The following is a 26,881-nucleotide window of genomic DNA, read 5'->3' on the forward strand; positions in this document are numbered from 1 at the left end:
TAGAATCACCGGTATCCAAACAGCACTTTTCACGAGCATCTGCGTTTTATGATTACGTTTTCTGATATTCAACTCCTTCGTGGTGGCAAGCCTCTCCTCGACCAAGCAACGGCGACTATTCACCCAGGCGACAAGATTGGCCTAGTAGGTAAGAACGGTTGTGGTAAGTCGACGCTTTTTGCGTTGATTAAGGATGAGCTTTCTATCGATGCGGGTAACTTCCATAAGCCATCGCATTGGGAAATGGCATGGGTAGCTCAGGAAACCCCAGCATTAGAACGCCAGGCGCTAGACTACGTAATTGATGGTGACCGAGAGTATCGTCAGCTAGAAGAAGACCTACTTGCAGCAGAGCAAGCGGATAACGGTACCTTAGTAGCAGAGATCCACGGCAAGATTGAAACCATTGGTGGCTACAGCATAAAAGCACGTGCCGCAGAGTTACTTGATGGCCTCGGCTTTCGCCAAGAACAAATGAGCTGGAACCTGACCCAATTCTCGGGTGGTTGGCGTATGCGCCTTAACTTAGCACAAGCTCTATTGTGTCGCAGTGACTTACTACTACTCGATGAGCCAACCAACCACTTAGACCTTGATGCCGTTATGTGGCTTGAGCGCTGGCTACAGAACTACCCAGGTACGCTTATCCTGATTTCACACGACCGTGATTTCTTGGATCCTATCGTTAACCGTATCATCCATGTCGAGAATCAGGCACTGAACGAGTACACCGGTAACTACTCGTCGTTTGAAACTCAACGAGCACAAAAGCTGATCCTGCAACAGGCTCAATTCCAGAAGCAGCAAAAGCAGATGTCTCATATGCAGAGCTACATCGATCGCTTCCGCTACAAAGCATCGAAGGCTCGTCAAGCACAAAGCCGTATCAAAGCACTGGAGAAAATGGAGAAGGTACTACCGGCTCAATTTGATAACCCATTCAGCTTTGAGTTCCGTGAACCTGCAGCTCTGCCGAACCCAATCATGATGATGGATGATGTATCGGCAGGCTACGACGACAATCTTATCCTTGAGAAAATTCGACTCAACCTAGTGCCAGGCAGCCGTATTGGTCTACTTGGCCGAAATGGTGCAGGTAAATCCACCCTCATCAAGCTGCTTTCTGGCGAGCTCAAAGCACAGGGTGGTGACTTAACCTATTCGCAAGGTGTTAAAATTGGCTACTTTGCTCAGCATCAACTAGAAACACTGCACCCCGAAGAAACGCCGCTGCAGCATATGATGCAAATCGCACCAGATAAAAACGAGCTAGAGCTGCGTAACTATTTAGGTAGCTTTGGCTTCAATGGGGATAAAGCATTAGAGAAAGTTGCACCGTTTTCCGGTGGCGAGAAGGCTCGCTTGGTCTTAGCATTGATTGTTTGGCAAAAACCAAACCTATTGCTACTCGATGAACCAACCAACCACCTAGACTTGGATATGCGTCAAGCGCTTACGCTTGCTCTGCAAACCTTTGAGGGTGCTATGGTGATTGTATCGCACGACCGTTACCTACTGCGTGCAACTACCGATGACCTGTACTTAGTTCACGACAAGCAAGTCGCTCCGTTTGCCGGTGACCTCAACGATTACTACAAGTGGCTTACCGACCAGCAAAAGCTTGAGCGTCAAGATCAACAAGCTCAGCAGCCAGCCAAAGACACCACCAATAGTGCAGCAGCAAAGAAAGAGCAGAAACGTCGTGAAGCCGAGTTCCGCAAGCAAACAGCACCACTACGTAAAAAGCTCTCTCAGCTAGAAGCGAAGATGGAGACACTAACCGAAGCGCTTGAAGCAGCGGAACAAAAATTGTCAGATACTTCACTTTATGATGCAGAAAACAAGGCTAAACTAACAGAAGTACTTGCTCAGCAAGCCTCTGCTAAATCAGAGCTAGAAGACGTCGAGATGGAATGGATGGACGGACAGGAGCAATTAGAACAAATGGAGTTGGAGCTAAATAACGGATGACCATTAAGCATGCCCGAATATCACTGACCATAGAGCGACTGTGGCAATTCAGTTTGCAGTACTACTCTGTCTCAGAGGTCAAAGAGGCATGCTTACTAATTCAAAACCAACACCACGGTAATGTAAATCTACTCTTGCTGCTCATCTGGCTAGATGAGCAGCATGTTCGCTTCTCCAGTCAAGACTGGCCCACGCTCAACCTTTGCTTGCAGCGTTCCGAGTCCTTGCTTCATGATTACCGTGAGTTGCGAAAACAGTTCAAAACTCATCTGCCCGATTCGGTCTACCGTAAATCCCTCCAGTTTGAACTCCAACTAGAGAAGCAACAGCAGTCAGACCTCGTCGAATGTATCAATCAAATGACACTAACGAATAACAACACAGACCCGCTGACACTGGAATATTGCCGCCAGCATGGCGCTGAGCATCTCTACCAAGCACTGACGCACCCCCATCCACCACTTAAACTCGATTGATCAAACTGTCATTACTGATCAAACAACATCACTATTCAGTACAAACCCAAGTACCGATCAAATAATAGAATTAAGTCTATGCAAACTTTCACTCCTGCCACTGGCGCTTCTAATCCTCACGTACAAACCTTGCTACCGCGCATGATCCGTAAGCAAGCGTTATTTGCCCCCCTATGGGAGAGCTTCACCACAGACGATGGTGATTTCGTTGATCTTGCATGGAGTGAAGATTGGCAAAATGAAGCCGCTAAGCTCAAACCTATCTTTGTGCTGTTTCATGGCTTGGAAGGTAGCTTCAACAGTCCTTATGCCAATGGGCTGATGCACGCTTTTGCTGAGCAAGGTTGGTTGAGTGTCATGATGCATTTCAGAGGGTGCAGCGGTAAACCAAATAAATTAGCTCGAGCTTATCACTCAGGAGAGACAGAAGATGCTCGCCAGGTTCTTGAGTCGATTCACCAACGCTTTCCTAATTCGTCCAAGGTCGCTTTGGGGGTTTCTTTGGGTGGTAACATGCTGACCAATTACCTTGCTAAGTACGACAGCAACCCTATCGTCAATGCAGCAACAATCGTCTCTGCCCCTCTCGACCTTGGTGCCTGTTCAGTGCGCATAGAACAAGGTTTTTCTAAGGTTTATCGGACCTACCTACTCTCTTCAATGAAAAAGAATGCCCTGAAAAAATCCCAACTACTTGAACAGGCACTGGGGATTAAAGAGCTACATATCCAAAAGCTGACTCGATTGTATGAGTTTGATGACTTGATCACCGCTCCATTGCATGGCTACCAAGATGCCGCGGACTATTATCGCCGCTGCTCAGGCATTCAAAGGATTTGTGACATCTCGACCCCATTACAGATCATTCACGCCAAGGACGACCCCTTTATGACTGATGCGGTGATCCCAACCTTTAAGCTACCAAGCAACATTGATTATCGACTTTTTGAGCAAGGCGGTCATGTTGGCTTTATCACCGGCTCAATCTTCAAACCACGCTTTTGGTTGGAGGAAGCCATGCCAGCCTACTATTCGCACTTTCTAGAGAGCTAGAGAGCTAGAGAGCTAGAGAGCTAGAGAGCTAGAGAGCTAGAGAGCTAGAGAGCTAGTTTGAATACTTAGGAGTACAAGGCAAGTACCCAGCATCGCTTAGTTAGGTATAATTAAAAGTGACGATCATAACGTGAAGAGGTCTTTATGATTATTCCTTGGCAACAAGTCGCTCCAGATACACTGGAAAATTTAATAAAGGAATTTGTTCTGCGTGAAGGGACAGATTACGGCAGCAGTGAAATATCACTGCAAGATAAAATCGACCAAGTAAAGCATCAACTAGAAACAGGGAAAGCGGTGCTGGTCTACTCTGAATTGCACGAAAGTGTGGATATTCAGGTTAAACGCTAAACCTAACAATGCTGCGATGAGAGTTCATCGTAGCTTCACAACCTTCTGTTAAAGTATGCAATCCTATTAGCGGAACCACAACATTTTAGTTACACTAGCTAGTTCACTAAGCACTTAGACAGGGACTGTCATGTCAGCTAAACATCCAATTATCGCCGTTACGGGTTCGTCAGGCGCCGGTACTACGACCACCTCAGAAACCTTCCGCAAAATGTTCAACATGATGGATGTCAAAGCGGCATGGGTCGAGGGTGATAGTTTCCACCGCTTTACTCGCCCTGAAATGGATGTGGAGATCCGCCGAGCCAAGGAACAAGGCAAGCACATCAGCTATTTTGGCCCACAAGCGAATGACTTCCCAGCCCTTGAAGCCTTCTTTAAAAAGTATGGCGATGAAGGTGTGGGTCAGGTTCGCCGCTACCTACATACCTTTGACGAAGCGGTGCCATACAACCAAATGCCGGGGACTTTTACCCCATGGCAAGACCTTCCAACAGACAGTGATGTTCTGTTTTACGAGGGGTTGCATGGTGGCGTGATGGATGGCGACATCAACGTTTCTCAGCACGTTGACCTGCTGATTGGTATGGTACCAATCGTAAACCTAGAGTGGATTCAGAAGTTTGTTCGAGATACCCGTGATAGAGGCCACTCTCGCGAAGCTGTGATGGACTCGATTGTCCGCTCTATGGATGACTACCTAAACTACATCACCCCGCAGTTTTCCCGCACGCACATTAACTTTCAACGAGTGCCTACAGTAGATACCTCAAACCCACTTAATGCTAAGGGGATTCCTACAGCAGATGAGAGTTTTGTGGTCATTCGTCTGCGTGGCTTTAAAAACGTCGATTTCCCATATCTACTGGCTATGATTGATGGCTCATTTATGTCGCGTCATAACACACTGGTTATACCGGGTGGGAAAATGAGTTTTGCTATGGAGCTCATCATCAGGCCAATCCTACAACAGCTGATTGAAACAGGTAAAATCGGTTAACCGTATAGTGCCTAGCATAGGTTAATATTCATACCGTGATCATGTGCACAATTTTGCATGGTTAAACGCGTGATTGATACGATTAAAATCAAGAAATAGCTCGTGAAAAGGGTTAATATTCTTTATCGAAACACGAGATAGCTTGCGGCTAACAAGTAAGTGCTCTTATCCTAACTCGTCAGTATTATGGCTCAATAAAACGGATTATTGCGGCAAGCATGCCCTGCAGAGGAAGATAGTTATATGGTTCTAGGTAAACCTCAAACCGACCCAACATTAGAGTGGTTCCTTTCACACTGTCACATTCATAAGTACCCATCAAAAAGCACGCTAATTCATGCGGGCGAAAAAGCAGAAACTTTGTACTACATCGTTAAAGGTTCTGTTGCGGTTCTTATCAAGGATGAAGAAGGTAAGGAGATGATCCTTTCTTACCTAAACCAAGGTGACTTTATCGGTGAACTAGGTCTTTTCGAAGAAGACCAAGAGCGTACAGCTTGGGTTCGTGCAAAATCACCTTGTGAAGTAGCTGAGATTTCTTTTAAGAAGTTCCGCCAGTTAATCCAAGTTAACCCAGACATCCTAATGCGTCTTTCTGCGCAAATGGCAAGCCGTCTACAAGTTACAAGCCAAAAGGTTGGTGACTTAGCATTCCTAGACGTAACTGGCCGAATTGCACAGACGCTACTAAATCTAGCGAAACAACCAGATGCGATGACTCACCCAGACGGCATGCAAATTAAGATCACTCGTCAAGAGATCGGTCAGATTGTTGGTTGTTCTCGTGAGACGGTAGGTCGTATCCTGAAAATGCTAGAAGAGCAGAACCTAATCTCTGCTCACGGTAAGACTATCGTGGTTTACGGTACTCGATAAAAGCTAGAAAGCTAGAAAGCTAGAAATTATGAAGCCACCAATGGAGACATTGGTGGCTTTTTTTCTTGGAACTGAAATGAATTGAGCTCTTAGAGCTAAGATTTGAAAAATCTCACATCTGCTCCTAACCGTTAGTACTTTCAAAAATCTTATCAGCAGAGGCAGCAACAAAACCGCTGTAGAGTTCGCCATTGGGCATTGGATAGCGCTTAGCAAACTCATAGAAACCACCTGGGATTTCTTCAGCCTTGTCTGCAAACTGCACCGCTACTTTGTCGGCCATGGTTGATGATTGTTCTAAAAGTACTTCTGGTGTGCCTTTCACTTCACCACCAGATTCATTGATAGTAAAACCGGCAACTCTCAGATGGTCATTCACCTGCTTCACCTCATCAAAAGCATTAAGCTGGTTAACGCTAACGGTGAAATGGTTGGCCCCAAAACCATGTGCTGCTAACCAAGAAGCGTATTCACTCTCTTGAGCAAGCGCTTGATAATCCTCAGAATCAATCTGCCATAAACGACCGGAATAAAGGAATTCGTGAGCTTTTAGATCATCATGATCTATTTGCTCTACAAGCTGCTCAGCGATGCCTTGAAGCTGAGGCGAACACTCGTTTACTTTGAGCTCACTAATGAAGACTTTTGGTAAGGAAGGGTCATCGTGTTCAAAGTGCTTGGCAACCAGCTTTTTGCTTTCAAACAGGTAGTCACCACACGCCTTATACCCGAGTTCAATAAAAGGTTTGGCAAGCGTATCTAGGCCAATAGGCGCAAGGTTAAAAGTACGCAGAGCAATATGGTCATTGATAAGTGCTTCGTTTTCTTCAAGCAGGTCGTGGACTTTGTCTGCAGATGGGCACAAACGGGTAATGTAGTCTTGCCATAAAGCAGAAAACAAGGATTCAGGGGTAGTATGGACGGTCTTCATAGGAAACGCTCCATGTCGTTGTTATCGGTGTATGTCACGCTAATGCGCTTTGTTTATGTACTTTATTGTTATTACGTTTTTTAAGCTTATTATTTAGCTGTCTCGTCCTAAAATACGTTAAGTGTAGAAAGGCCACTGAGATGCTCAGCGGCCTTCAGACTGTGACGGACAGTTTAAGGCTTATAGCACCTTATAAGCTCAATCCTGGGCTAAAGGTGGCAGGCAGCACGGGAGCCTCCCCCTCCATCGATGCCATAGGGTAAGCACAGTAATCAGCCGCATAGTAAGCACTTGGACGTAAGTTGCCCGAAGCTCCTGGGCCACCAAACGGCGCATCGCCACTTGCACCCGTCAGTTGACGGTTACGATTAACGATACCGGCGCGAATATGATCAACAAAGTAATCCCACTCACTATCATCGGTGGAGATTAGGCCAGCGGATAGACCAAAGCGTGTATCGTTTGCCAGTTCTACCGCTTGCTCAAGAGTTTGATAACGCACTACCTGCAGCAATGGGCCGAAATACTCTTCATCGGGTAGCTGCTCAATTGCAGTCACATCGATGATACCCGGAGAGACAAACGCGGCCTCGCCTGCAGTTGCCTCAACAAGGCTCACTCCACCTAACAAGCGCAAGTTGTCTTGCGCAGAGAGAATAAACTGCGCCGCGGCTTCAGAGATCTGTGGTCCCATGAAGGGCGCCGGTTCTGCAAAAGGCTGATCCACTTTGATATTCTTAGTTGCAGAAACCAACTTCTCAAGAAGCAGGTCACCCTTCTCACCCACGGGGATATAAAGGCGACGAGCACAGGTGCAACGCTGACCAGCACTGATGAACGCCGATTGAATAATGGTATACACGGTCGCATCCACACCACCGAACTGCTCAGAGATAACCATGGGGTTGTTGCCCCCCATCTCTAGCGCAAGCATCTTGCCTGGTTGCCCTGCAAATTGCTTATGCAGCAGGTGACCCGTGTTCGCGCTACCGGTAAACAGTAAGCCATCGATACCACGAGATTCAGCAAGGGCTATACCCGTCTCTTTTGCACCCTGAACAAGGTTGATAACGCCAGCAGGTAAGCCAACTTCTTGCCATATTTTCATCGCAAGCTCACCTGTCCAAGGAGTTTGCTCTGAAGGCTTGAATACCACGGTATTACCAGCGAGTAATGCAGGAACGATATGACCGTTTGGTAGGTGGCCTGGGAAATTATAAGGGCCGAATACCGCCATCACTCCTAGAGGCTTGTGACGCAATACGATTTGGTTGCCTGCCGCTTCACGCTGCGCTTCACCGGTACGCTCATGGTAAGCACGAATAGAGATAGCGATTTTGCCTGCCATCGCAGCAGCCTCAGTACGAGTCTCCCAGATAGGTTTACCCGTCTCTTTAGCGATCACAGTTGCAATCTCTTCTGCACGCTCTTTTACTTTTTCAGCAAAAGCCAGCACATACTTTTCACGCTCCGTATAAGGCAATTTCTTCCAGCCAACCAGAGCCTCTCTAGCAGCTCGTACAGCGGAATCTACTTGAGCAGGTGTTGCTGCATCTCCTTGCCATACAACAGCATTGTCGTATGGACTTTGTGAGGCCATTGCTTCACCTTGCCCTGCAATCCACTCACCAGCGATCCATTGAGTCATATCTATTCCTTTTTATCTCTACTGCGTCAGCATTCGTACAAAGTCACCATCTTGTACTTTTAGGGCAATGGCCACTTCAGAAGTCAGGATGACGCTTTCGCTCTCAGCATCGTATGCCCCTTTTGCAGCGGCAGCACGGAAGTTCTCAAATGAGGTGTTCGCAATCAGGTAATCTTGCGAGCTTGAATGCTCGGCAACTCTTACCTTTGCCCGGAACGAGTGACGAACCGATTCAATATTACGTAGGTCACACTCTACAGTTGGTCCACCATCGAAAATGTCGACATAATCTCGGCAAGTAAAGCCTTCATTCTCTAATAGCTTCAACGCAGGGCGAGTATTCTCGTGTACCTCACCAATCACCGCCTGAGCTTCTTTACTGAGTAGATTCACGTAGATAGGAAGCTTTGGCATTAGGTCAGCAATGAAGCCTTTTTTACCAATACCGGTGAGATAATCAGCCAGAGTGAAATCGATAGAGAAGAAGTGCTCTTGGAGCCATTGCCAGAAAGGTGAATTCCCTTCTGCGTCAGAAACACCACGCATCTCAGCAAAAACCGTCTTTGAGAAGCGATGAGGGTGTTCTGCCATCATCAAGAAGCGACACTTCGACATCAAACGACCATTCAAGCCACCACGGAAGCTTGGACGCAGGAACAAGGTACAAATCTCACTACAACCTGTGTAGTTATTGCCAAACGTCAATAGCTTAACGACATTGTTAACCTGAAGCTTAGGTGAAGAGTGAACCACCTTGCTGATGTGGTATGAATAAAAAGGCACATCCCAGCCAATCGATGCTTCAATACCTGTGGTACCAGCGACTTCTCCCGTTTCGCTGTCAAAGCCGACCATTAGATAGCCTTCATCGCCAGGTTCTGTCACATCAGGTTTAGAGAAGCTGTACTCTGAATGAGTAATACGATTCGTTAACAGTTCTTCGTTAACGGGAAGTGAAGTGAATCCGTGTCCTGATTCAACTGCACATGTGTGTAAAGCCTCATAATCTGAGGTCTTAATTGGGCGAACAACAAGCATCAATACATCCCTCCGATGCTATAAGGTTTCTAGAAATTTGTTTTCTTAGTTCTTAAAGGAAATGCACAGTCCCCAGTTCAATCAGAGCATGCATGCTCTGACCACTAGGGACTCGGTACTAGGAACCTGAATCTATTTCTAAAAACTTAACCTACTAGCTTTGCTAGTGCTTTATCTAGTCTTGATAGACCTTCTTCTATTTCTTCTTTGCTAATAACCAGTGATGGCGTGAAACGAACCACGCTTGCCCCTGCAACCAAGACCATCAAGCCTTGCTCACCAGCAACAACCAGTACATCACGAGCGCGGCCTTGCCATTCTTCATTCAATGCAGCACCAAGTAGCAAGCCTTTACCACGAACCTCTGAGAAGACTTGGTATTTGTCGTTCAGCTTTTGTAAACCATCTCGGAATAGCGCTTCGCGCTCTACAACGCCCGCAAGCGTTTCTGGTTGACTGACCACATCTACAACCGCTTCTGCAACCGCACACGCCAGTGGGTTACCACCATAGGTAGAACCATGTGTTCCTATTTTTAAGTGTTTAGCCAGTTCAGTAGTGGTTAGCATCGCACCGATAGGGAAACCGCCACCGAGAGATTTTGCGGTACTAAGGATATCTGGAGTCACACCAAGGCCTTGGTATGCGTAGAAGTGACCGGTACGACCGTTACCAGTTTGTACTTCATCGAAGATAAGCAGTGCGTTGTACTTGTCACATAACTCACGAACGGTTTGAACGAACTCATCCGATGGTGGAATGATACCCCCCTCACCTTGTAAAGGTTCCATCATGATGGCACAGGTGCGGTCCGACATATGCTCACGAAGTGCATCAACGTCATTGTATGGCAGGTGAGTCACATCGCCCGGTTTTGGTCCGAAACCATCCGAGTAAGCCTCTTGGCCACCGACAGTTACCGTAAAGAAAGTACGTCCATGGAAGCCTTGTTTGAAGGCGATGATTTCTGATTTTTCAGGGCCATGTTCATCAGCAGCATAACGACGCGCCAGTTTAAGCGCTGCTTCGTTCGCTTCAGCACCCGAGTTAGCAAAGAAAACCTTCTCAGCAAAAGAGACTTCCGTTAATTTTTTTGCCAAACGTAATGCTGGTTCGTTGGTCATCACATTACTTAGATGCCAAATCTTATTCGCTTGCTCAGTAACAGCATTAACCATCGCTGGATGACAGTGGCCTAAACAACTAACCGCGATACCACCAGCAAAGTCGATATACTCTGTCCCCTGCTGGTCCCACACACGAGCACCTTCACCCTTCACTGGAATCATCTCCATTGGGTTATAACAAGGCACCATTACTTCATCAAATTGACTACGTTCTACGTTTTTTTCCACTGTCATTGCACATTCCCTCATAGACGACGAACTACAGCAATCTCGTTCTTTTGGCTTCTGCAAAATCAAACGGAATTTTCTACTGCTGCAGCATTGTATTTACAATTAATTAACCAATTCAAGAGTGAAAACATCTTTTCCTTCGCTAGTGAGCTGGATAATTAATGTCACATATGACTATTTATGCACGAATAGATCCGTTTTATGAAGTGTTTTTTGTTCTATAGGAAAGAATACGGCTATATACCGCCTGAGATCAGGCGATAACAGTTGAGGGGAGATTGTGCCGCGCATAATCTTGCTTAGTAATTTTATAGATTATTTAACGCAACAAATGTTAAAAAAGGTGATCGCTGTCAGGGTTATCGCTTGAGGAAATTAGCCAAGATTTGATGCCCTTGCTCAGTTTTAATCGATTCAGGGTGAAATTGTACCGCATCAATCGGCAAGGTTTTGTGCTGGTAGCCCATGATCTCATCAAAGCTGCCATCAATATTCTGGGTCCAAGCGGTAACTTCAAAGCAGTCCGGTAAGCTATCTTTCTCTACAACGAGCGAATGGTAACGAGTGACTGTCAACGGGTTGTTCAGCCCTGAGAACACGCTTTGGTTGGTGTGAATTATCGGTGAGGTTTTACCATGCATCACTTGCTGGGCTCGAATCACTTTTCCACCAAAGGCTTGAGCAATAGCTTGATGACCTAAACAGACACCAAAGATCGGTAGCTTACCCGCGAAGTGTTCTATTGCTTGGATGGAGATGCCCGCTTCATTCGGCGTACAAGGACCTGGGGAGATCACCAGATGACTTGGGTTCATCGCTTCAATCTCTTGCAAGGTGACTTCATCATTGCGCACAACTTTCACCTCTGTACCCAATTCACAGAAGTATTGATACAGGTTGTAAGTAAACGAGTCGTAATTATCGATGATGAGGAGCATAGCGTTTCAGAAAGCCTAAATAAGAAAACCGCCAGAGTTTAACGTCTGGCGGTTGATATTTCCATTACAACAAGGGGCCTTGCTTATGGGCGAGCAACAAAGCCTACCGCTGCGTATGCTTTCTTCAATGTTTCTGCAGCGCGAGCTGATGCCTTCTCTGCGCCTTCTTTCATCACTGCATCAAGATAAGCACGGTCTTCGCGAACACGGCGGTATTCTGCTTGGATAGGCTCTAGCATCTCAACCACTGCTTGACCCACATCCTTCTTGAATGGTCCGTACATCTCTACGCCTTGGTATTTCGCTTCAATCTCTTCAAAGCTCATACCCGTCGCCGCAGAGTAAAGACCCATTAGGTTAGAGATACCGGCTTTGTTTTCCCAATCATTGGCAATGCGCGGTGGTGTCTCAGTGTCTGTTTGCGCCTTATTGATCTTCTTAATGATAGATTTAGGCTCTTCAAGCAGAGTGATGACGTTCTTACGGTTGTCATCTGACTTTGACATCTTCTTCGTCGCATCTTGTAGGCTCATTACACGAGCATTCACAGTTGGAATGTACGGCTCTGGTACCTCAAAGATTGGTTGCTCTGGGCTGTAGATGTTGTTGAAGCGAGTCGCGATATCACGCGCGAGCTCAAGGTGTTGCTTCTGGTCGCTACCTACTGGCACTTGGTGCGCACCGTATAGCAGGATGTCTGCTGCCATTAGCACTGGGTAATCGAATAGACCCACGTTTACGTCGTTTGCGTAACGTTGAGACTTATCCTTGAACTGAGTCATACGGTTCAGTTCACCCATTTGAGTGTAACAGTTAAGAAGCCAACCAAGTTGAGCGTGCTCTGGTACATGTGACTGAACAAATAGCGTGCTCTTCTTAGGATCAACACCAACCGCAAGACAGATTGCTAGTGCGTCTAGAGTCGCTTCATGTAGGGCTTTAGGATCTTGACGAACCGTCACCGCATGAAGGTCTACAACACAGTATTGACAATCGTAGTCATCTTGCATTTGTTGCCATTGACGTAGAGCACCCAAGTAGTTACCGATACTTAGTTCACCTGATGGTTGAACACCACTCAATACAATGGGTTTGCTCATGGGAATAATTCCTTTGACTTCTTAATCTAAATAAAATGAAAAGCCGCATGATACCTAGGCTCAAGTACCTAGTTCACACGGCTTACTCAGTGTACTCATTAACGAGTATTTTGGAAGTAATTTCGTCGAACTTAAGCCGAAACAGCGATGACTTCTACCAATTGTGCAATGTTATCCGCGACATAATCTGGTTTAGATGCAGCAATAGGCTCACCGTGGTTATAACCATAGGTCAAACCAAACGATGCACAGCCTGCATTTTTCGCTGCTTTGATGTCATTGCTCGAGTCACCCACCATCAACATCTCATGTGGCTGACAATTATGTTTTTCAAGTAACCAATTCAGTGCCATTGGGTTTGGTTTCTTCTCCGGGAAGGTATCACCACCAATGACATCAGCAAAGTAATGGTCGATACCATGTTGAGCCAAAACATGAGGCACAAACTTAGATGGCTTATTGGTCACTAGCGCTATCACGTAACCCGCTCCGTGAAGTGCGGCTAGGGTTTCTTTAACATTCGGGTATAGATGACTCAGCTTGTGACCACTCTTCTCATAGAAATCATCAAATAGAACTCGTGCTTGAGCTAAAACTTCAGGGCTTAGCTCGCTGGAAATCGTCAAGCTCTGACTCAGTGAACGACCAATCAATACATCTGCTCCGTTACCGATATATTCAGATACTTGAGCCTCTGTCACTGCAGGATACCCCATTGCTTGCGCTGCTTGATCAGCGGCAATGGCTAGGTCTGGGACGCTATTTAATAGGGTTCCATCTAAATCGAACGCGATTAGTTTTATTGAGCTTAATGACATCTTACTTTCCTATTTATTATATTCGTCCGCTATTCTGCTATAGCAAGACGCAAAAAAGGGGCTAAGCGCCCCTTTCTCTGTATGCTTTAACGCTATTTGTACGTTTATGCGTCTACTTTTGCAAGCTCTGCACGCATCTCATCAATCACTTCTTTGTAGTCTGGACGGCTAAAGATAGCTGAACCTGCAACAAACATGTCTGCGCCTGCTTCAGCAATCTCTCTGATGTTATCAACTTTAACGCCGCCATCGATCTCTAGGCGAATATCACGACCCGACTCATCAATCATCTTGCGCACTGCGCGCAACTTATCAAGCGTGTTTGGAATGAATGATTGACCACCAAAACCAGGGTTTACTGACATCAGAAGGATCATGTCTACTTTGTCCATGATGTACTCAAGGTGCGCAAGTGGCGTTGCTGGGTTTAGAACGACACCCGCCTTACAGCCATGTTCTTTGATTAGTTGTAGCGTGCGATCCACATGTTCAGAGGCTTCAATATGGAAAGTGATCATCGACGCGCCTGCTTTTGCAAAGTCAGGGATAATGCGGTCAACCGGCTTAACCATTAGGTGAACATCGATAGGTGCAGTGATGCCGTAATCACGCAGTGCTTTACATACTGGTGCACCAAAGGTCAGATTAGGTACGTAGTGGTTATCCATTACGTCGAAGTGAACCACATCAGCGCCCGCTGCTAGTACTTTTTCTACGTCCTCACCAAGACGTGCGAAATCTGCAGATAAAATAGATGGGGCAATCAGGAAATCTTTCATTGTGGACCTCTACGGAATAGTTGCGAACGGAAGCGGATTCAATACCAAGCATTGTTTGCGCGCAATTCTACCTTAAGCGAAGAAAGAGATCCTAGTTTCTAGTCGCCAGTTTCGAGAAAAAGAAACTTAGGCACTTTAACTTTGTGGCTTAAACAGAGCCAGTAGCTCATCAACCTTGTTACGACCAGAGCCATTACGGCTGATTGTGCGTTTAACTTTCACCACGTTTAAGTCGGCTCCATGATACAAACGACGAGTCAGCTTCGTATCGTGGTTGGAAATGAGTACAGGAATACCGCGATCTGTCGCGGCTTTTTCTGCCACATCAGCGAGCGCAGCTTGGTCATCTAGGCTAAAACCGTTCCCAGCATACGAGGTAAAATTCGCGGTGTTTGAAAGTGGCGCGTATGGTGGGTCACAGTAAATTACAGAGCCTTTACGAGCACGGCTAAAGGTTTCAATATAGCCTTCACACACAAAGGTCGCTTTCTTTGCTTTCTCAGCGAAAAATTCTAGCTCTGCTTGTGGAAAATACGGTTTTTTATAGGAACCAAACGGAACATTGAAACCACCCTTCTTGTTATAACGGCACAAGCCATTAAAACCGAAACGGTTCATATATAGAAAAGCGACAGAGCGGAATAAGACATCATCCGTTTGGTTAAACTGAGCACGAACGTCAAGGTAAACCTCTTTGCGGTTATGCTCTGGGGTAAAAAGACGCTTTGCCTCTTCGATGTACTGTTCTGGATTCTCTTTAAGCAGGTTATACAGGTTAATCAGATCAGGATTAATGTCTGCAAGCAGGTATCGGTCGTAGTCGGTATTCAAAAACACCGAGCCAGCGCCCACAAAAGGTTCTACCAATTTACGCGCCTCAGGAAGGTGGCGTTGAATATCTTCAACTAAACCGTATTTTCCACCAGCCCATTTAAGAAAGGCACGTTGCTTCTTCATTTACTGCTCTGTATCTACATCGATGAAATAAGGGTGCGGAATGTAACATATTTCTCAGCTACTTCGCACGTTTTCGGCACAATAACCGCAAGGTTAATTCGCTAACCGCTCAATCTCCCTATGAACCTGGCTCATAGACTTGGCCCAAGGGCTGACAAATTGCAGCTCAGCAGAGAGTGCTTCGACGGCATCACGAGCTTGTTGGATTGTCGCAAAATCACGATAGGTAATAATGAACCACTCTCGCTCTGAGCGCATAGTTGGATAGACTCGCACCTTACCTTGAAGCTTGTGCCTACTAATAAAGGCTTGCGTTTCAGCTTCTGAAGTCAATGCAGCAAGCTGCAAGGTGTAGCGGTCGGCTGAGACCGCTAGCAGCTCATCTTGCGCAAAGGCTAAGGGCTCACTTTGGGAAGCTTGAGCGTCAGTTGATTGTTCTGAGGTTGCTTCACTTTTTGTCGTCGCTTCCTCACTGGCACTACTCTCGGCTTCAGTAGAACTACTCGCAGGCTCTTCTGGTTGCGCTTCTTTATCAATCAGAGCATCCACCACATCCGAAGTTACCACGATACGCTTACCGCTGTCTTCTTGGCTCTCCAATGTTGTTGTTCCTTCGACTACCGTTGGCGGCAGTGCAAGAGTATCATCTTGAACACCATCCTCAGAGAACTCACTTCCCTCACCTGTTACGTCTCGCTTAGGCACTTCGTCATGCAAACTCGCTCCAGGCTTTGGTGGAATAACGGTTTCTTCAACAGTAGAAACCGTCACCTCTGGTGTTTCTGGAGCAGGTTTAGATAACAACCACCAGTATCCAGCACCGATAAGCAACAATAGAATGAGCACAAGTGCTGCAATCTTGGCTGGTGAGCCGACGATAGAGCGAATAATAATCCTTTTTTCCACTTTCTGATCTCCCAATGCCATCAGAACTCCGGGGTACTTTTCCGTTTTCGGGAATGCTTTTAAAGCTCTTTTCTTCGCACCCTCATCAGCAATATAGCGCAGAACCTGAGACTCAAAGAAGGTTTGTGCCTCACTCTCACTTAGATACTCTAACTCAAGCTCAATAGGTTTGAGTTCAAAGGGTTGGCAAAGATTGCTAAGCGTCGATTCGATAGAGCCACTATTGCAAAACAGCACCACATTTACCGACCAGTGACTTTGTTGTTGTGAGTATTGTGCTAGATGAACCAGCTCAGACAACAATCGTTCACTGAGAAGATGTGCATCGTCCACCACCAAAACAATATCGCACGGCTCGCCATCTAGCATCCGCTCTAGGCTTTCGGTGATAGGGTCCTGTTCATTGAAAAGAGGATCATGTACAACCTGCTTTAACAAGATAGAGCGTCGCTGCTCATCGTCTTGATTGGCATGGCACATGAGCAGCAACTGATTCTTTTCGGTTGCCCAAGCCTCAAGAAAGCGTTGAGCAACCCAAGTGCGACCAGAGCCAGGTGCGCCATGAACAGTGATGATATTAGAGCCAAAATTCGTGAGTAGCTGCAATCGATTCAACAACTCGGTTTGGCTATCCAGTTCCAATACTCGCAATTCATGCGCAAAGCTCATGGTCTATCCTTAGTCACAAATCAGGCTTCTGATACAGAATCTTTTTGCTCTATCAATCACAGCTTATTGACGATAATAATCAATAGCTTGCTCTAGTATTTCTAATGGTACTCCCTTAACCACTTCAGAGGTGCCGATACTGGTTGGGAGGATAAGTCGAAGTTGGCCCGCTAGGGTCTTCTTATCACGCATCATATGCTTGATGAAGTCATCAAAGCTCATACTATCAGGGGTATGGATTGGCAAATTTGAGCGACGAAGCAGCGCTTCAATGCGCTCCACATCATGCTCTTCTACCAAACCTTGGAGCTGCGCAGTTTTAGCTGCCATCACAGTACCCGCTGAAACAGCCTCACCGTGTAACCATTTACCATACCCAAGTTCCGCTTCAATCGCATGGCCGAAAGTATGACCTAGGTTCAACAACGCACGAATACCTGACTCTTTCTCATCCTTAGCCACCACATCCGCCTTAATCTGGCAGCAGCGAGCAATTGCGTAAGTCAGAGCTTCGGTATCAAGTGCATACAGTTTTTCTAGGTTCTCTTCCAACCAGACATAGAACTCAGCATCGTAGATAATGCCGTACTTAATGACCTCTGCTATACCCGCCGCAAACTCTCGTTCAGGCAGAGTTTTTAAGCAATCCGTATCGATTACCACAGATTTAGGTTGGTAGAAGGCACCAATCATATTCTTGCCCAGAGGGTGATTGACGGCTGTCTTACCACCGACCGATGAATCAACCTGAGATAACAAGGTCGTTGGTACTTGGATGAAATCGACACCGCGTTGGTAACAAGAAGCAGCAAAGCCTACAAGATCACCAATAACACCACCACCTAGCGCAACCAAGGTGACATCACGGCCATAGCTGCCTTCGAGTAGAAAGCTCATTACCGTATTAAAGGTTTCGAGGGTTTTGTATTGTTCGCCATCTGGCAACTCAAGCAACGAGGTTACACAGCCTTGAGCTTGTAATTGTGAAAGGATTTTTTCTGCGTATAAAGGTGCAACCGTAACGTTAGAAATAACGACAACGCGTTGACCAGCAGTAAGAGAAGAAAACTGCGCCGAGTCATTGAATAACCCGGCGCCGATAGAGATTGGGTAGCTACGTTCGCCTAAGCTGACCGTAATCCGTTCCATGGTGTGCACTCCGCAAAATGAATCTGAACGTTATATTAACGTTCTTCTAGCATTTTTACGATCTGATTGGCTACCACTTTTGCACTTTGATCATCAGTACGAACTGTGTAATCTGCAACTTCTTCATAAAGTGCATTACGCTCTTTTGCCAACGCTTCTAGAACTTCGCGTGGGTTATCAGTTCGCAGAAGAGGTCGCTTCTTGTCGCGGTTAGTACGAGCAAGTTGCTTTTCAATAGTTGTTTCAAGGTACACCACAACACCGCGTGCAGACAGACGGTTGCGGTTCTCTTTACTATTTACAGAGCCACCACCCGTTGCCAGTACGATACCTTGTTCTTCGGTTAGGTCGTTAATGACCGTTTCTTCACGTTTACGGAAACCTTCTTCACCTTCAACATCGAAAACCCAAGCGATATCAGCGCCAGTGCGTTCTTCGATTACAGTGTCGGAATCTACAAATTCCATATGAAGTTGTTGTGCTAGGTGTCTACCTATCGTGCTTTTGCCGGCACCCATCGGGCCAACAAGGAAAATATTGCGTTTCTCAGCCATGTTCAGCAGTAATTTACAACGTTAATTCAATGACATCGCTACAAGATAAGAGGACAAAAAGTCGTCTTATAAATGCTTGTAGCACCTATTCCTCACAGATAATTCGTGATAAGACCCGAAATTATCTAGGTTAGGTGCTACTAATGCAAATGGTTTTTACTGTAGAACGACTTTTGGGGTGACAAAAATCAGCAACTCACTCTTGCCAACGCTTTCATAAGTGCGTTTAAAAAGGTGCCCTAGGTACGGGAGATCCCCCAATAACGGGACTTTATCGGTGGTATTGGTAATGTTATGTTGGAAAATGCCACCTAGTACCACTGTTTCACCATTGTTAACTAAAACCTGTGTGCCTATCCTCTGAGTATCTATTGAGACCGCTTCACCAATACCGGTTTTAACAGCTTGGCCTACTTTATCTTGTGTCACGCTCAGGTCGAGTACCAGTCGGTTATCAGGCGTGATTTGTGGCGTCACTTTTAAACTAAGCACTGCTTTCTTGAATGACACCGAGGTTGCTCCACTTGATGATGACTCCAAATAAGGGATTTCTGTCCCCTGCTCAATATATGCAGGTTTTTTGTTAGTGGTAATAAGACGAGGGCTCGATATGATTTCAGCCCGATTCTCGCTCTGAAGTGCCGAGAGTTCCAAATCAAGTAAGGTATCAGAGCCTAGCTTCGCTACCTGAAAGGCGATACTTGACGCATTAGGATTTGTCGCCCCAAGGTTTACATTCAAGAACTCATCAATCCCTAAGCCAGCACCTCCACCGTTATACAAACCAATCTGTGCAAGATTGCTTTCAATCGAACCACCAGCAGTATGACTGCCATTGGTACTTGTAAACCCCCAACGTACTCCAAGCTCTTCAATATCCCCCTCGTTCACTGTGACGATACGAGCTTCTATCTGTACCTGTTTAACAGGGATGTCTAACGATGTAACAATGCTCTTAATTACCTCGATGTTCTCTTCTAACTCCCTAACAAGCAGAGCGTTAGTTCGTTCATCGACCGTCAATGAACCTCGCTCTGATAACATCGAAGCCTCTCCATCACCAGTAATCATATCGGCAATATCCGATGCCTTAGCAAAATGAATCTTGATAAGTTCTGATTTCAAGTTACCCAGCTCTTCAGCCAGTCGTGCCCTCTCTAATGCCTTTTGCTCTTGCTTGTTAAACTCATCTCGGGGAGCGATCAGTACCACGCTGCCATCAACTCGCTTATCAAGGCCTTTGACTTGTAAAATGATATCCAGAACTTGTGGCCATGGCACGCCATCCAATCTGAGCGTCAAGTTACCAGTGACCGAATCTGAAACCACTAAATTGAAATCGTTGTAATCGGCAATCAACTGTAGAACATTACGTACAGGAATGTCCTGAAAGTTGATAGAGATTCGCTTACCCTCTTTTCGCTCAATACTCTGCAAATGCGCTGGTGTACCTTTTTCCTGAATGATGGTGAGCTCTAAAAACTTCCCTTTAAGGACATAGTCATACTGGTAGCCTCCCTTTATCGAAATCTGTAAACGAGTGCCGAGAGTGTCTCGGAAGACCTCTATATGACTAACTTGAGTAGAAAAGTCGGTCACATCAATAAGGTAGAGCGACTCATCCGCGACTTCGGTCTGCATCAGCTCTACCACTAATCCACCCTGCACCTTTTGCACATCAACTACAGCAGCCAGCTTGGCAAGCTCTACAATCACGACCGCTTCTTTGTGCTCATTAACCCTAAAATCGATACTCTCCAGTCTATTTGAGCCATTCTCTTCACTCAGCACATACGATGGCAACATAATTAACCACATCCCCAGTGATAGTCGTGCGATCCATTTCATCCTTGATATTATTCCTGTTGTTGTGTGTCTTGATTATCTGGACTTGCGAACTATCGCAGCGCCAGCCTGACGTCTCTTTGCTGCCAGCACCCCAATCCATCGGGTATTGTTTCTTTTAGTGTTAGGTAGTCTTTATCAACCTTGATGATCCTGCCGTGGTTGAGGCCAATGTATTGTCCGACCTCAACCTGTATAACCGTGCCGCTTGGGGTTTCAACCAACCCTGACATCACGCCTCCACTCGCTATTGAACCTTTGAGTTTTAAAGTCTTCAAAGAATACTTTTCTAACTCATTAGCCTGCCCCCGCTGACTAGGTTGCCAACAATCATTCTTGGCCTCTGGCTGATTCTGTACTAAGGCTTCAACAGGCAGCTGAAAAGGGTTTCGTGATGAATACTGGATGTATTCTTGTGGTAGAAACTCCCGTTGATTCGGCAGTGGCTCGGCCTTACTTCGCGCCTGGTGTTCAGTCTGCTGAACAAACGTTTCCAATGATTCTTGATTGGCTTGGCAACCGATTAGCAGGAGCGAAAGGGGCATTACATACTTTCTAGTCACTCTCTGCCTCCGGCTTAAACTGGTAGGTATAGGCTTTAACATGAAAATGCAGGCTACTACTCTCTTGGCTTACTCGGTGCCACGAAGCATCATCAAGATTTATAATGCGTGGCGATCGAGCAATCGCCTCAGAAAAATCTCCGATATTGTAATAATCACCCGTGAGTTCGATGTTTAACGGCAATCGGTATAGGAAGTCTTGTTCCTGCTTATCTCCCCAATCAATCCGAGTGAAGGTCAGGTTGTTTTCAATTCCATGTTCATTGACTGAAGCAAGCATACTTGCCAACTCTTTCTCCATCGGAAGCTGTTTAAGCAACAAATCATAGCGACTATTCAACTCATCCAGTTGAGCCTGTAATTTAGGTAATGCTGCAACTTGATTGGTTTTGGTAATAATGGTGGATTTGAGCGTCCCTTCCTTTTGTTTGAGAGCTTCCAAGCCAGCAACTTGTGGCTTGAGATAAAACCAAGCACCAACCCCTTGAATAACCAGCACGAGTAACACCACCAAAATAGACTGGGCTACTAATGGCCATTCAGTAATTTCATCGAGATCGAGTTCTTGAAGATCAACCATCACTTTCCTCCGCGAGATTTAAGGAAGGAGTAAACAAGAACGAAACACGGAAGGTTTGAAATGTTTTACCAAAGCGCTCTTTGTTATGAACGATAGAATGCATCTCGACACTAGATAACCAAGGAGAGCGTTCAAGGTTATCCAACATAGTGGCAAGCCTTGCAGTGCTATCACTAATGCCAGCAATTTCTAACTGACTTCCAGCCATAGTCATCTTGTCGACATACACACCTTGCGGAATTAACTGTGGTATGAGGTTCATCAACTCAGTGGTTTTACTACGCCCCATTTGCAGTCTTTCCACTACCGCCAAGCGAGCAATAACTGAAGCTCGATCCTCTTTTGCTTGCGCTAGAGAATCGAGCCGATTGTCGAGTTCAGCAATATGTTTGTCCAAATAGCTGATTCGAGCTTGCTGTACTTGTTGCTGGCTCTGAATGTATAAGCTTCCCACCCATTGCAGACCAATACCGACTATTAATCCCAAGATTAAAAGCTGAACAAAGCGCTTTCTGTGCTCGCATCGTTGTTGATCTCGCCATGCCATTAAATTGATTCTATGCAACATGGGAAGACTCCAGCCACTCTAGACCTGATATTGCTAAGCCCATCGCCGTGCTAAAGCGATGTCCATCATGCCCATTGCCAACAGCAGACGAAGGGTTGTTAACCAAGTCTTCAAATGGGTTCAAGATTTCACATTGCACTAACAGTTTTCGGCGCAATGCCTTCGCCAAATTGGGAAGTTTTGCACCACCTCCCGATAACCAAATCCCTTGAATGCTCTGCTCGTTCACCGAGCCATGCATTTGGATAGCGCGTCTCAACCTGTCGATGAGATCGTCAATAAAGGTATTGCTGGTGCCGACATCGAAATCGTGTTCGTTACCTTGCTGCAAACATTGTTTGGTACCCATAGGGAAGTCTTTTGAAAATGGAGTTTGAGCTTGAATGCCACATAAGAAGGTTTGGCTATAGCCAATATCTAATATCAACCAGTTAACTTGCTCAGGGTGTCGCTGTACCATTCTCTGGCAAACCTGCAGTAAGCCGTGGGCTTGTATGTCGATTAGCACCGGAGTCAATCCAGCCTCACTAGCAGCATCGACGCGTGACTCCACGACGTTCTTTTTGGTGGCATAAACTTGATAGGTCGCAGTGCGACTATGTGTATTTACCGCTTCATCGACCTTTACAAAATCAAGATTAAGGTCTTCTATTGGAAAGGGAGATTGATGAGCAAACGCTTGATAAATAGCAAACTCTTGCTCCCTTTCTTCTAGCTCGGCATCGATTTGTATGAACTTGCTCATAACGACACTATCGGGAACGGCAAGTGCGATATTGCGACGGAATAACGGCAGTGACTTTTTTAGCTCTTTCAGTTTTTTTACAGTTTCTTGATGATCGACCGTATGGTTTTCTGCGAAGATTCGCTGCGATATGGGAAGCTCCTTGTAGCTGACCAACACATACGACTCGCCTGCTTGTTTTAATACCACAGCTTTTATGCTGCTATGGCCGATGTCGATACCAGTAACTAAAGATCTACCCATTCAAGTAACTCCAAACAATTATCTTGCCGAGAAAGGTTGTTATTGCGGGCTAAATAAGCGTAAATAATGAAATATGCTTAATTGACAGCGTGTTCTGATGGATTACGCATGACCCAAATAACAACAAGCCAAAACTTTTAGCCAAGAGTACTAGGGTTTGTATCAAGACAGCCTCAACCAATCAGGGAATATCCGGTGAAGTTCATAAAGCGACTGTTTATATTTTCATTGATTTGCATCATTCTTGGAGTGAGCACAATATTTGGCTTTTACTTTTACGTAAAACCAGAGCTACCAGATGTAGCCACACTGAGAGACGTACAGCTGCAAACACCAATGGAGGTGTACAGCCAAGACGGTAAGCTTATCGCTCACTTCGGTGAAAAGCGTCGCGTACCAAAATCCATCGATGAGATCCCTCAAGAGCTGATTGATGCACTCATTGCAACCGAAGATAGTCGTTACTACGATCATTTCGGCTTTGACCCAATCGGTATTACTCGCGCTGCAATCACAGTTGTTGCATCAGGTAGTGCTAAACAGGGTGCAAGTACGATTACTCAACAGCTAGCACGAAACTTCTTCCTATCGAATGAGAAGAAGATCATGCGTAAAATCAAAGAGATCTTCATCGCGGTTCACATTGAACAACTGCTAACGAAAGAAGAGATCCTTGAGCTATACATCAACAAGATCTTCCTAGGCTATCGTTCTTATGGCTTTGGTGCTGCAGCGCAAGTTTACTTTGGTAAAGAGCTGGATCAGCTTTCTTTGAGTGAGATCGCGACGCTCGCAGGCCTACCAAAAGCCCCTTCAACGATGAACCCAATCTACTCAAAAGATCGTGCGACAAGCCGTCGTAACATCGTCCTTTTGCGTATGCTCGATGAAAAGTACATTACCCAAGAAGAATACCAAGCAGCTCGTGACGAAGAGATCATTTCAAAATACCACGGTGCAGAGATTGAGCTAAGTGCACCTTATGTAGCTGAGCTTGCACGTGCATGGATGGTTGAGCGTTACGGAGATGCTGCTTACGAGTCGGGTATGAAAATCTACACAACCGTCGACTCAAAACTGCAAGAAGCAGCGACAGAATCAGCGATCAATAATTTACTTTCGTACGACGAGCGTCATGGCTATCGTGGTGCAGAATCTGAAGTATGGGCTGAGGGTGCAGCTCCGCTATCAACCGATGAGATCGACAGTTTCCTACGTAAGCAACCTACTTATGGTAAGTTGATTCCTGCTGTAGTTCTTAGCGTTGAGGGGAAAACCGCTCAAGTTCAGATCAAGCGTAAAGGTGAACATACCCTAAACTGGGATGGTATTAAGTGGGCTCGTAAATTCATTACCGATGACCGTCAAGGAGCAGCGCCTAAGAGCGCTAAAGATGTGCTGACAGCGGGTGAACAAGTCTGGGTTCGTGAAATGAAGGTGCCGCTAGAAGAAGGTCAAGTAGCCATTACTATGGTTCAGTACCAACTTAGCCAAGTCCCGAATGCGAACACGGCTTTTGTTGCCATGAACCCTGATAACGGTGCAGTTCTATCTCTAGTGGGTGGCTTTAACTTCGTTCACAACAAGTTCAACCGAGCGACACAGTCTGTCCGTCAGGTTGGTTCAAGTATCAAACCATTCGTCTACTCTGCAGCGATTGATAAAGGCTTAACTCTAGCCTCTCTTATCAACGATGCGCCAATTAACCAGTGGGATCAGAGTCAAGGCACAGCATGGCGCCCTAAGAACTCACCACCGACGTATATCGGTCCAACCCGTCTGCGTATTGGTCTTGCTCAGTCGAAGAACGTAATGGCAGTACGTGTACTGCGTGAGGTTGGTCTTGATGAGACTCGAGACTACCTGACTCGCTTCGGTTTTGAGATGAAAGACCTGCCTCGTTCAGAAACCATCGCCCTTGGTGCGGGTAGCTTAACACCAGTGAAAATGGCACAGGGTTTCTCGGTATTTGCCAATGGCGGCTACTACGTAGAACCTTTCTACATTGAGCACGTTGAAACACCATTTGGTGAACTTGAGTTTGAGGCAAGCCCAACAACTATCTGTCGTGAAGACTGCACTATAGTTAACGATGAGCTTGCCAATGAGTTCAACGAGCAAGACGTGACGAGTGAAGAGCCAAACTATGCGCCTCAAGTGATTTCAGAGCAGACCGCCTTCCTTGTACGTGAAATGCTATACAGCAACGTTTGGGGTGGTGGTAACTGGTCAAAAGGCACGGGATGGAATGGTACGGGTTGGCGTGCACAGACATTAAAACGTCGTGATGTGGGCGGTAAAACCGGTACAACCAATGATTCTCAAGACGCATGGTATAGCGGCTACGGACCTGGCATTGTTGCAACGACTTGGGTTGGCTTTGATAACCCATCACGCAAGCTCGGTAAAACCAAAGTTAACTCTAACCTAGGTAAAAACCAAATCAGTGGTGGTGAAGCCGGTGCAAAAACAGCACAACCAGCATGGGTTGACTTTATGGCAGTCGCACTGGAGAACGTACCAGCAGAACGTAAAGTGGCACCAAAAGATATCGTGCGTGTTCGTATCGACCGTGAAACGGGTCTTCTAACTCAGAAGTCTAACAGCGATACCATGTTCGAATACTTCTTACGTGGCACTGAGCCAAAAGATTACGTGTCAGACTCTGTCTCACACAACATCTTTGAGGTCAGTGGTGGCGAATCAGGGGAAGGTTCGGAAGAATTATTCTAACTTCCCATAACTCGACTCAACCGAAAAAGCCTTCATTACGAAGGCTTTTTAGCGGGTGTTATTTAAACGTTGAATTAACCCTCTAGCTGCTCTTTGACTAACTGAGCCAGTTGTTCAAACCGCCCACGTAATGGTGAACCAGGACGGTATGCCAACACGATCTTACGCGATGGGGTTGGGTTTACTGCAGGTACATAACAAACACCATCTTTGGTGCGCTCTTTTGGCAGCGATAGCTCTGGGAGCAAAGTAATGCCACTACCAGCAGCCACCATGTTACGTAGTGTTTCAAGGCTCGTTGCTTTGAAGCGCTCATCATCTTTTGCACCAGCGGCAAAACAAAAACCTAATGCCTGATCACGCAAGCAGTGTCCGTCACCTAAAGAGAGCACGGTATGACCGTTAAGGTCGAGCATATCGAACTCTTTAAGCTGAGCCCATTCATGGTCACAGGGTACAGCGACACTGAGTGGTTCATCATAAATATCGATCTCCTTAAACTGCTCAGTTTCTGTTACGGCTGCCAAGATCAAGCAATCGAGCTTTCCATCTTCGAGTTGCTTCACGAGTTGGTGCGTCTGCGCCTCGTGTAGGTAAAGCTCGAGGTCAGGAAACTGCTGTTTCAATTCCGGTACAATGCGCGGCAGTAGGTACGGACCTACCGTAGGAATAAAACCAATATGCATTGGCCCCACCATGTCACCGGCATGACCACTCGCCATATCTTTAAATGCTTTCACTTCGGTGAGAATACGCTTCGCCTGCTCAACCAGCTGCAAACCAGATTCGGTAAAAATCACCTTTCGAGGACTGCGCTCAGTGAGCTGAGTGCCAATCTCATCTTCCAGTTTTCGGATCTGACCGCTCAGGGTTGGTTGGCTAACAAAGCAAGCCTCAGCCGCTTTACGAAAATGCTTATGCTCTGCCAGTGCGACCAAGTATTCAAAGTCTCGAATATTCATCACTTCACTCATTATTACGATAGAAATTAACTATCAAAACAATAGCATCATACGATTGTAACTATCAAAG

The 26,881-nt window shown here is 46.0% G+C and carries 25 protein-coding genes; 7 read left to right on the forward strand and 18 right to left on the reverse strand.

Features of this window, described 5'->3' with window-relative positions; all coding sequences use genetic code 11:
* Window positions 1-48: 48 nt before the first annotated feature.
* The 6 genes from DPF91_RS18615 to crp all read left to right on the forward strand — a co-directional run bounded on the left by DPF91_RS18615 (window position 49) and on the right by crp (window position 5,727).
* Complete coding sequence (locus DPF91_RS18615) at window positions 49-1,971, forward strand: ABC transporter ATP-binding protein (protein ID WP_117235952.1); 1,923 nt, start codon at window positions 49-51, stop codon at window positions 1,969-1,971.
* Complete coding sequence (locus DPF91_RS18620; RefSeq protein WP_117235953.1) at window positions 1,968-2,447, forward strand: TIGR02444 family protein; 480 nt, start codon at window positions 1,968-1,970, stop codon at window positions 2,445-2,447. The genes DPF91_RS18615 and DPF91_RS18620 overlap by 4 nt, the downstream gene beginning before the upstream one ends.
* A gap of 78 nt (window positions 2,448-2,525) precedes the next feature.
* Window positions 2,526-3,500 carry a hydrolase gene (locus DPF91_RS18625; protein ID WP_117235954.1) on the forward strand — a complete coding sequence of 325 codons (975 nt, stop codon included), beginning with the start codon at window positions 2,526-2,528 and terminating at the stop codon, window positions 3,498-3,500.
* Between the two features lie 144 nt (window positions 3,501-3,644).
* The gene (locus DPF91_RS18630) at window positions 3,645-3,851 is read left to right on the forward strand and encodes a YheU family protein (protein WP_117235955.1); all 207 of its coding nucleotides are present in this window, start codon (window positions 3,645-3,647) and stop codon (window positions 3,849-3,851) included.
* 130 nt (window positions 3,852-3,981) lie between these two features.
* Window positions 3,982-4,851: a phosphoribulokinase gene (locus DPF91_RS18635; RefSeq protein WP_117235956.1), complete on the forward strand. Its 870-nt coding sequence runs from the start codon at window positions 3,982-3,984 to the stop codon at window positions 4,849-4,851.
* Window positions 4,852-5,094: 243 nt separating this feature from the next.
* Window positions 5,095-5,727 carry a cAMP-activated global transcriptional regulator CRP gene (gene crp / locus DPF91_RS18640; RefSeq protein WP_004410522.1) on the forward strand — a complete coding sequence of 211 codons (633 nt, stop codon included), beginning with the start codon at window positions 5,095-5,097 and terminating at the stop codon, window positions 5,725-5,727.
* 124 nt (window positions 5,728-5,851) lie between these two features.
* On the opposite strand, the gene DPF91_RS18645 is transcribed toward crp, so the two are convergent.
* From DPF91_RS18645 to pilM, 17 genes are all read right to left on the reverse strand, one after another.
* Entirely contained in the window at window positions 5,852-6,658 is an 807-nt protein-coding gene (locus DPF91_RS18645; RefSeq protein ID WP_117235957.1) for a DUF1338 domain-containing protein, read from the reverse strand.
* A gap of 190 nt (window positions 6,659-6,848) precedes the next feature.
* Window positions 6,849-8,306, reverse strand: coding sequence for a succinylglutamate-semialdehyde dehydrogenase (astD, locus tag DPF91_RS18650; RefSeq protein WP_117235958.1), 1,458 nt, complete (start codon window positions 8,304-8,306; stop codon window positions 6,849-6,851).
* An 18-nt stretch (window positions 8,307-8,324) separates the two neighbouring features.
* Complete coding sequence (astA, locus tag DPF91_RS18655) at window positions 8,325-9,344, reverse strand: arginine N-succinyltransferase (RefSeq protein WP_117235959.1); 1,020 nt, start codon at window positions 9,342-9,344, stop codon at window positions 8,325-8,327.
* A 146-nt stretch (window positions 9,345-9,490) separates the two neighbouring features.
* The gene (locus DPF91_RS18660; protein WP_117235960.1) at window positions 9,491-10,705 is read right to left on the reverse strand and encodes an aspartate aminotransferase family protein; all 1,215 of its coding nucleotides are present in this window, start codon (window positions 10,703-10,705) and stop codon (window positions 9,491-9,493) included.
* 356 nt (window positions 10,706-11,061) lie between these two features.
* A complete protein-coding gene (locus DPF91_RS18665) occupies window positions 11,062-11,640 on the reverse strand; it encodes an aminodeoxychorismate/anthranilate synthase component II (protein WP_117235961.1) in 579 nt (192 codons plus the stop codon).
* An 83-nt stretch (window positions 11,641-11,723) separates the two neighbouring features.
* Window positions 11,724-12,740 carry a tryptophan--tRNA ligase gene (gene trpS, locus DPF91_RS18670; RefSeq protein WP_117235962.1) on the reverse strand — a complete coding sequence of 339 codons (1,017 nt, stop codon included), beginning with the start codon at window positions 12,738-12,740 and terminating at the stop codon, window positions 11,724-11,726.
* A gap of 131 nt (window positions 12,741-12,871) precedes the next feature.
* A complete protein-coding gene (locus DPF91_RS18675; RefSeq protein WP_117235963.1) occupies window positions 12,872-13,558 on the reverse strand; it encodes a phosphoglycolate phosphatase in 687 nt (228 codons plus the stop codon).
* Between the two features lie 104 nt (window positions 13,559-13,662).
* The gene (rpe, locus tag DPF91_RS18680; protein ID WP_117235964.1) at window positions 13,663-14,337 is read right to left on the reverse strand and encodes a ribulose-phosphate 3-epimerase; all 675 of its coding nucleotides are present in this window, start codon (window positions 14,335-14,337) and stop codon (window positions 13,663-13,665) included.
* A 135-nt stretch (window positions 14,338-14,472) separates the two neighbouring features.
* Window positions 14,473-15,294, reverse strand: coding sequence for a Dam family site-specific DNA-(adenine-N6)-methyltransferase (locus DPF91_RS18685; protein WP_117235965.1), 822 nt, complete (start codon window positions 15,292-15,294; stop codon window positions 14,473-14,475).
* Window positions 15,295-15,387: 93 nt separating this feature from the next.
* Complete coding sequence (locus DPF91_RS18690; RefSeq protein ID WP_117235966.1) at window positions 15,388-16,869, reverse strand: AAA family ATPase; 1,482 nt, start codon at window positions 16,867-16,869, stop codon at window positions 15,388-15,390.
* Window positions 16,870-16,932: 63 nt separating this feature from the next.
* Complete coding sequence (gene aroB, locus DPF91_RS18695; RefSeq protein WP_117235967.1) at window positions 16,933-18,018, reverse strand: 3-dehydroquinate synthase; 1,086 nt, start codon at window positions 18,016-18,018, stop codon at window positions 16,933-16,935.
* A 35-nt stretch (window positions 18,019-18,053) separates the two neighbouring features.
* Window positions 18,054-18,572, reverse strand: coding sequence for a shikimate kinase AroK (aroK, locus tag DPF91_RS18700; protein WP_117235968.1), 519 nt, complete (start codon window positions 18,570-18,572; stop codon window positions 18,054-18,056).
* Window positions 18,573-18,728: 156 nt separating this feature from the next.
* A complete protein-coding gene (locus DPF91_RS18705; RefSeq protein WP_117236035.1) occupies window positions 18,729-20,390 on the reverse strand; it encodes a type IV pilus secretin PilQ in 1,662 nt (553 codons plus the stop codon).
* Window positions 20,391-20,470: 80 nt separating this feature from the next.
* Window positions 20,471-20,962: a pilus assembly protein PilP gene (locus tag DPF91_RS18710; RefSeq protein WP_241033859.1), complete on the reverse strand. Its 492-nt coding sequence runs from the start codon at window positions 20,960-20,962 to the stop codon at window positions 20,471-20,473.
* Window positions 20,963-20,972: 10 nt separating this feature from the next.
* Window positions 20,973-21,560, reverse strand: a complete 588-nt coding sequence (locus tag DPF91_RS18715) for a type IV pilus inner membrane component PilO (RefSeq protein WP_117235970.1) — start codon at window positions 21,558-21,560, stop codon at window positions 20,973-20,975.
* On the reverse strand, window positions 21,553-22,128 hold the full coding sequence (locus DPF91_RS18720) for a PilN domain-containing protein (protein ID WP_117235971.1): 576 nt from the start codon (window positions 22,126-22,128) through the stop codon (window positions 21,553-21,555). The genes DPF91_RS18715 and DPF91_RS18720 overlap by 8 nt, the downstream gene beginning before the upstream one ends.
* Complete coding sequence (gene pilM, locus DPF91_RS18725; protein WP_117235972.1) at window positions 22,118-23,116, reverse strand: type IV pilus assembly protein PilM; 999 nt, start codon at window positions 23,114-23,116, stop codon at window positions 22,118-22,120. The genes DPF91_RS18720 and pilM overlap by 11 nt, the downstream gene beginning before the upstream one ends.
* Window positions 23,117-23,311: 195 nt before the next feature.
* Here pilM and DPF91_RS18730 point away from each other — a divergent pair, with 195 nt between their 5' ends.
* Window positions 23,312-25,849, forward strand: coding sequence for a penicillin-binding protein 1A (locus DPF91_RS18730; protein ID WP_117235973.1), 2,538 nt, complete (start codon window positions 23,312-23,314; stop codon window positions 25,847-25,849).
* Between the two features lie 74 nt (window positions 25,850-25,923).
* Here DPF91_RS18730 and oxyR read toward each other — a convergent pair whose 3' ends face one another.
* Entirely contained in the window at window positions 25,924-26,811 is an 888-nt protein-coding gene (gene oxyR / locus DPF91_RS18735) for a DNA-binding transcriptional regulator OxyR (RefSeq protein ID WP_117235974.1), read from the reverse strand.
* Window positions 26,812-26,881 lie beyond the last annotated feature (70 nt).

This window comes from Vibrio maerlii, from assembly GCF_003415655.1.
Classification (GTDB): Bacteria; Pseudomonadota; Gammaproteobacteria; order Enterobacterales; family Vibrionaceae; genus Vibrio; species Vibrio maerlii.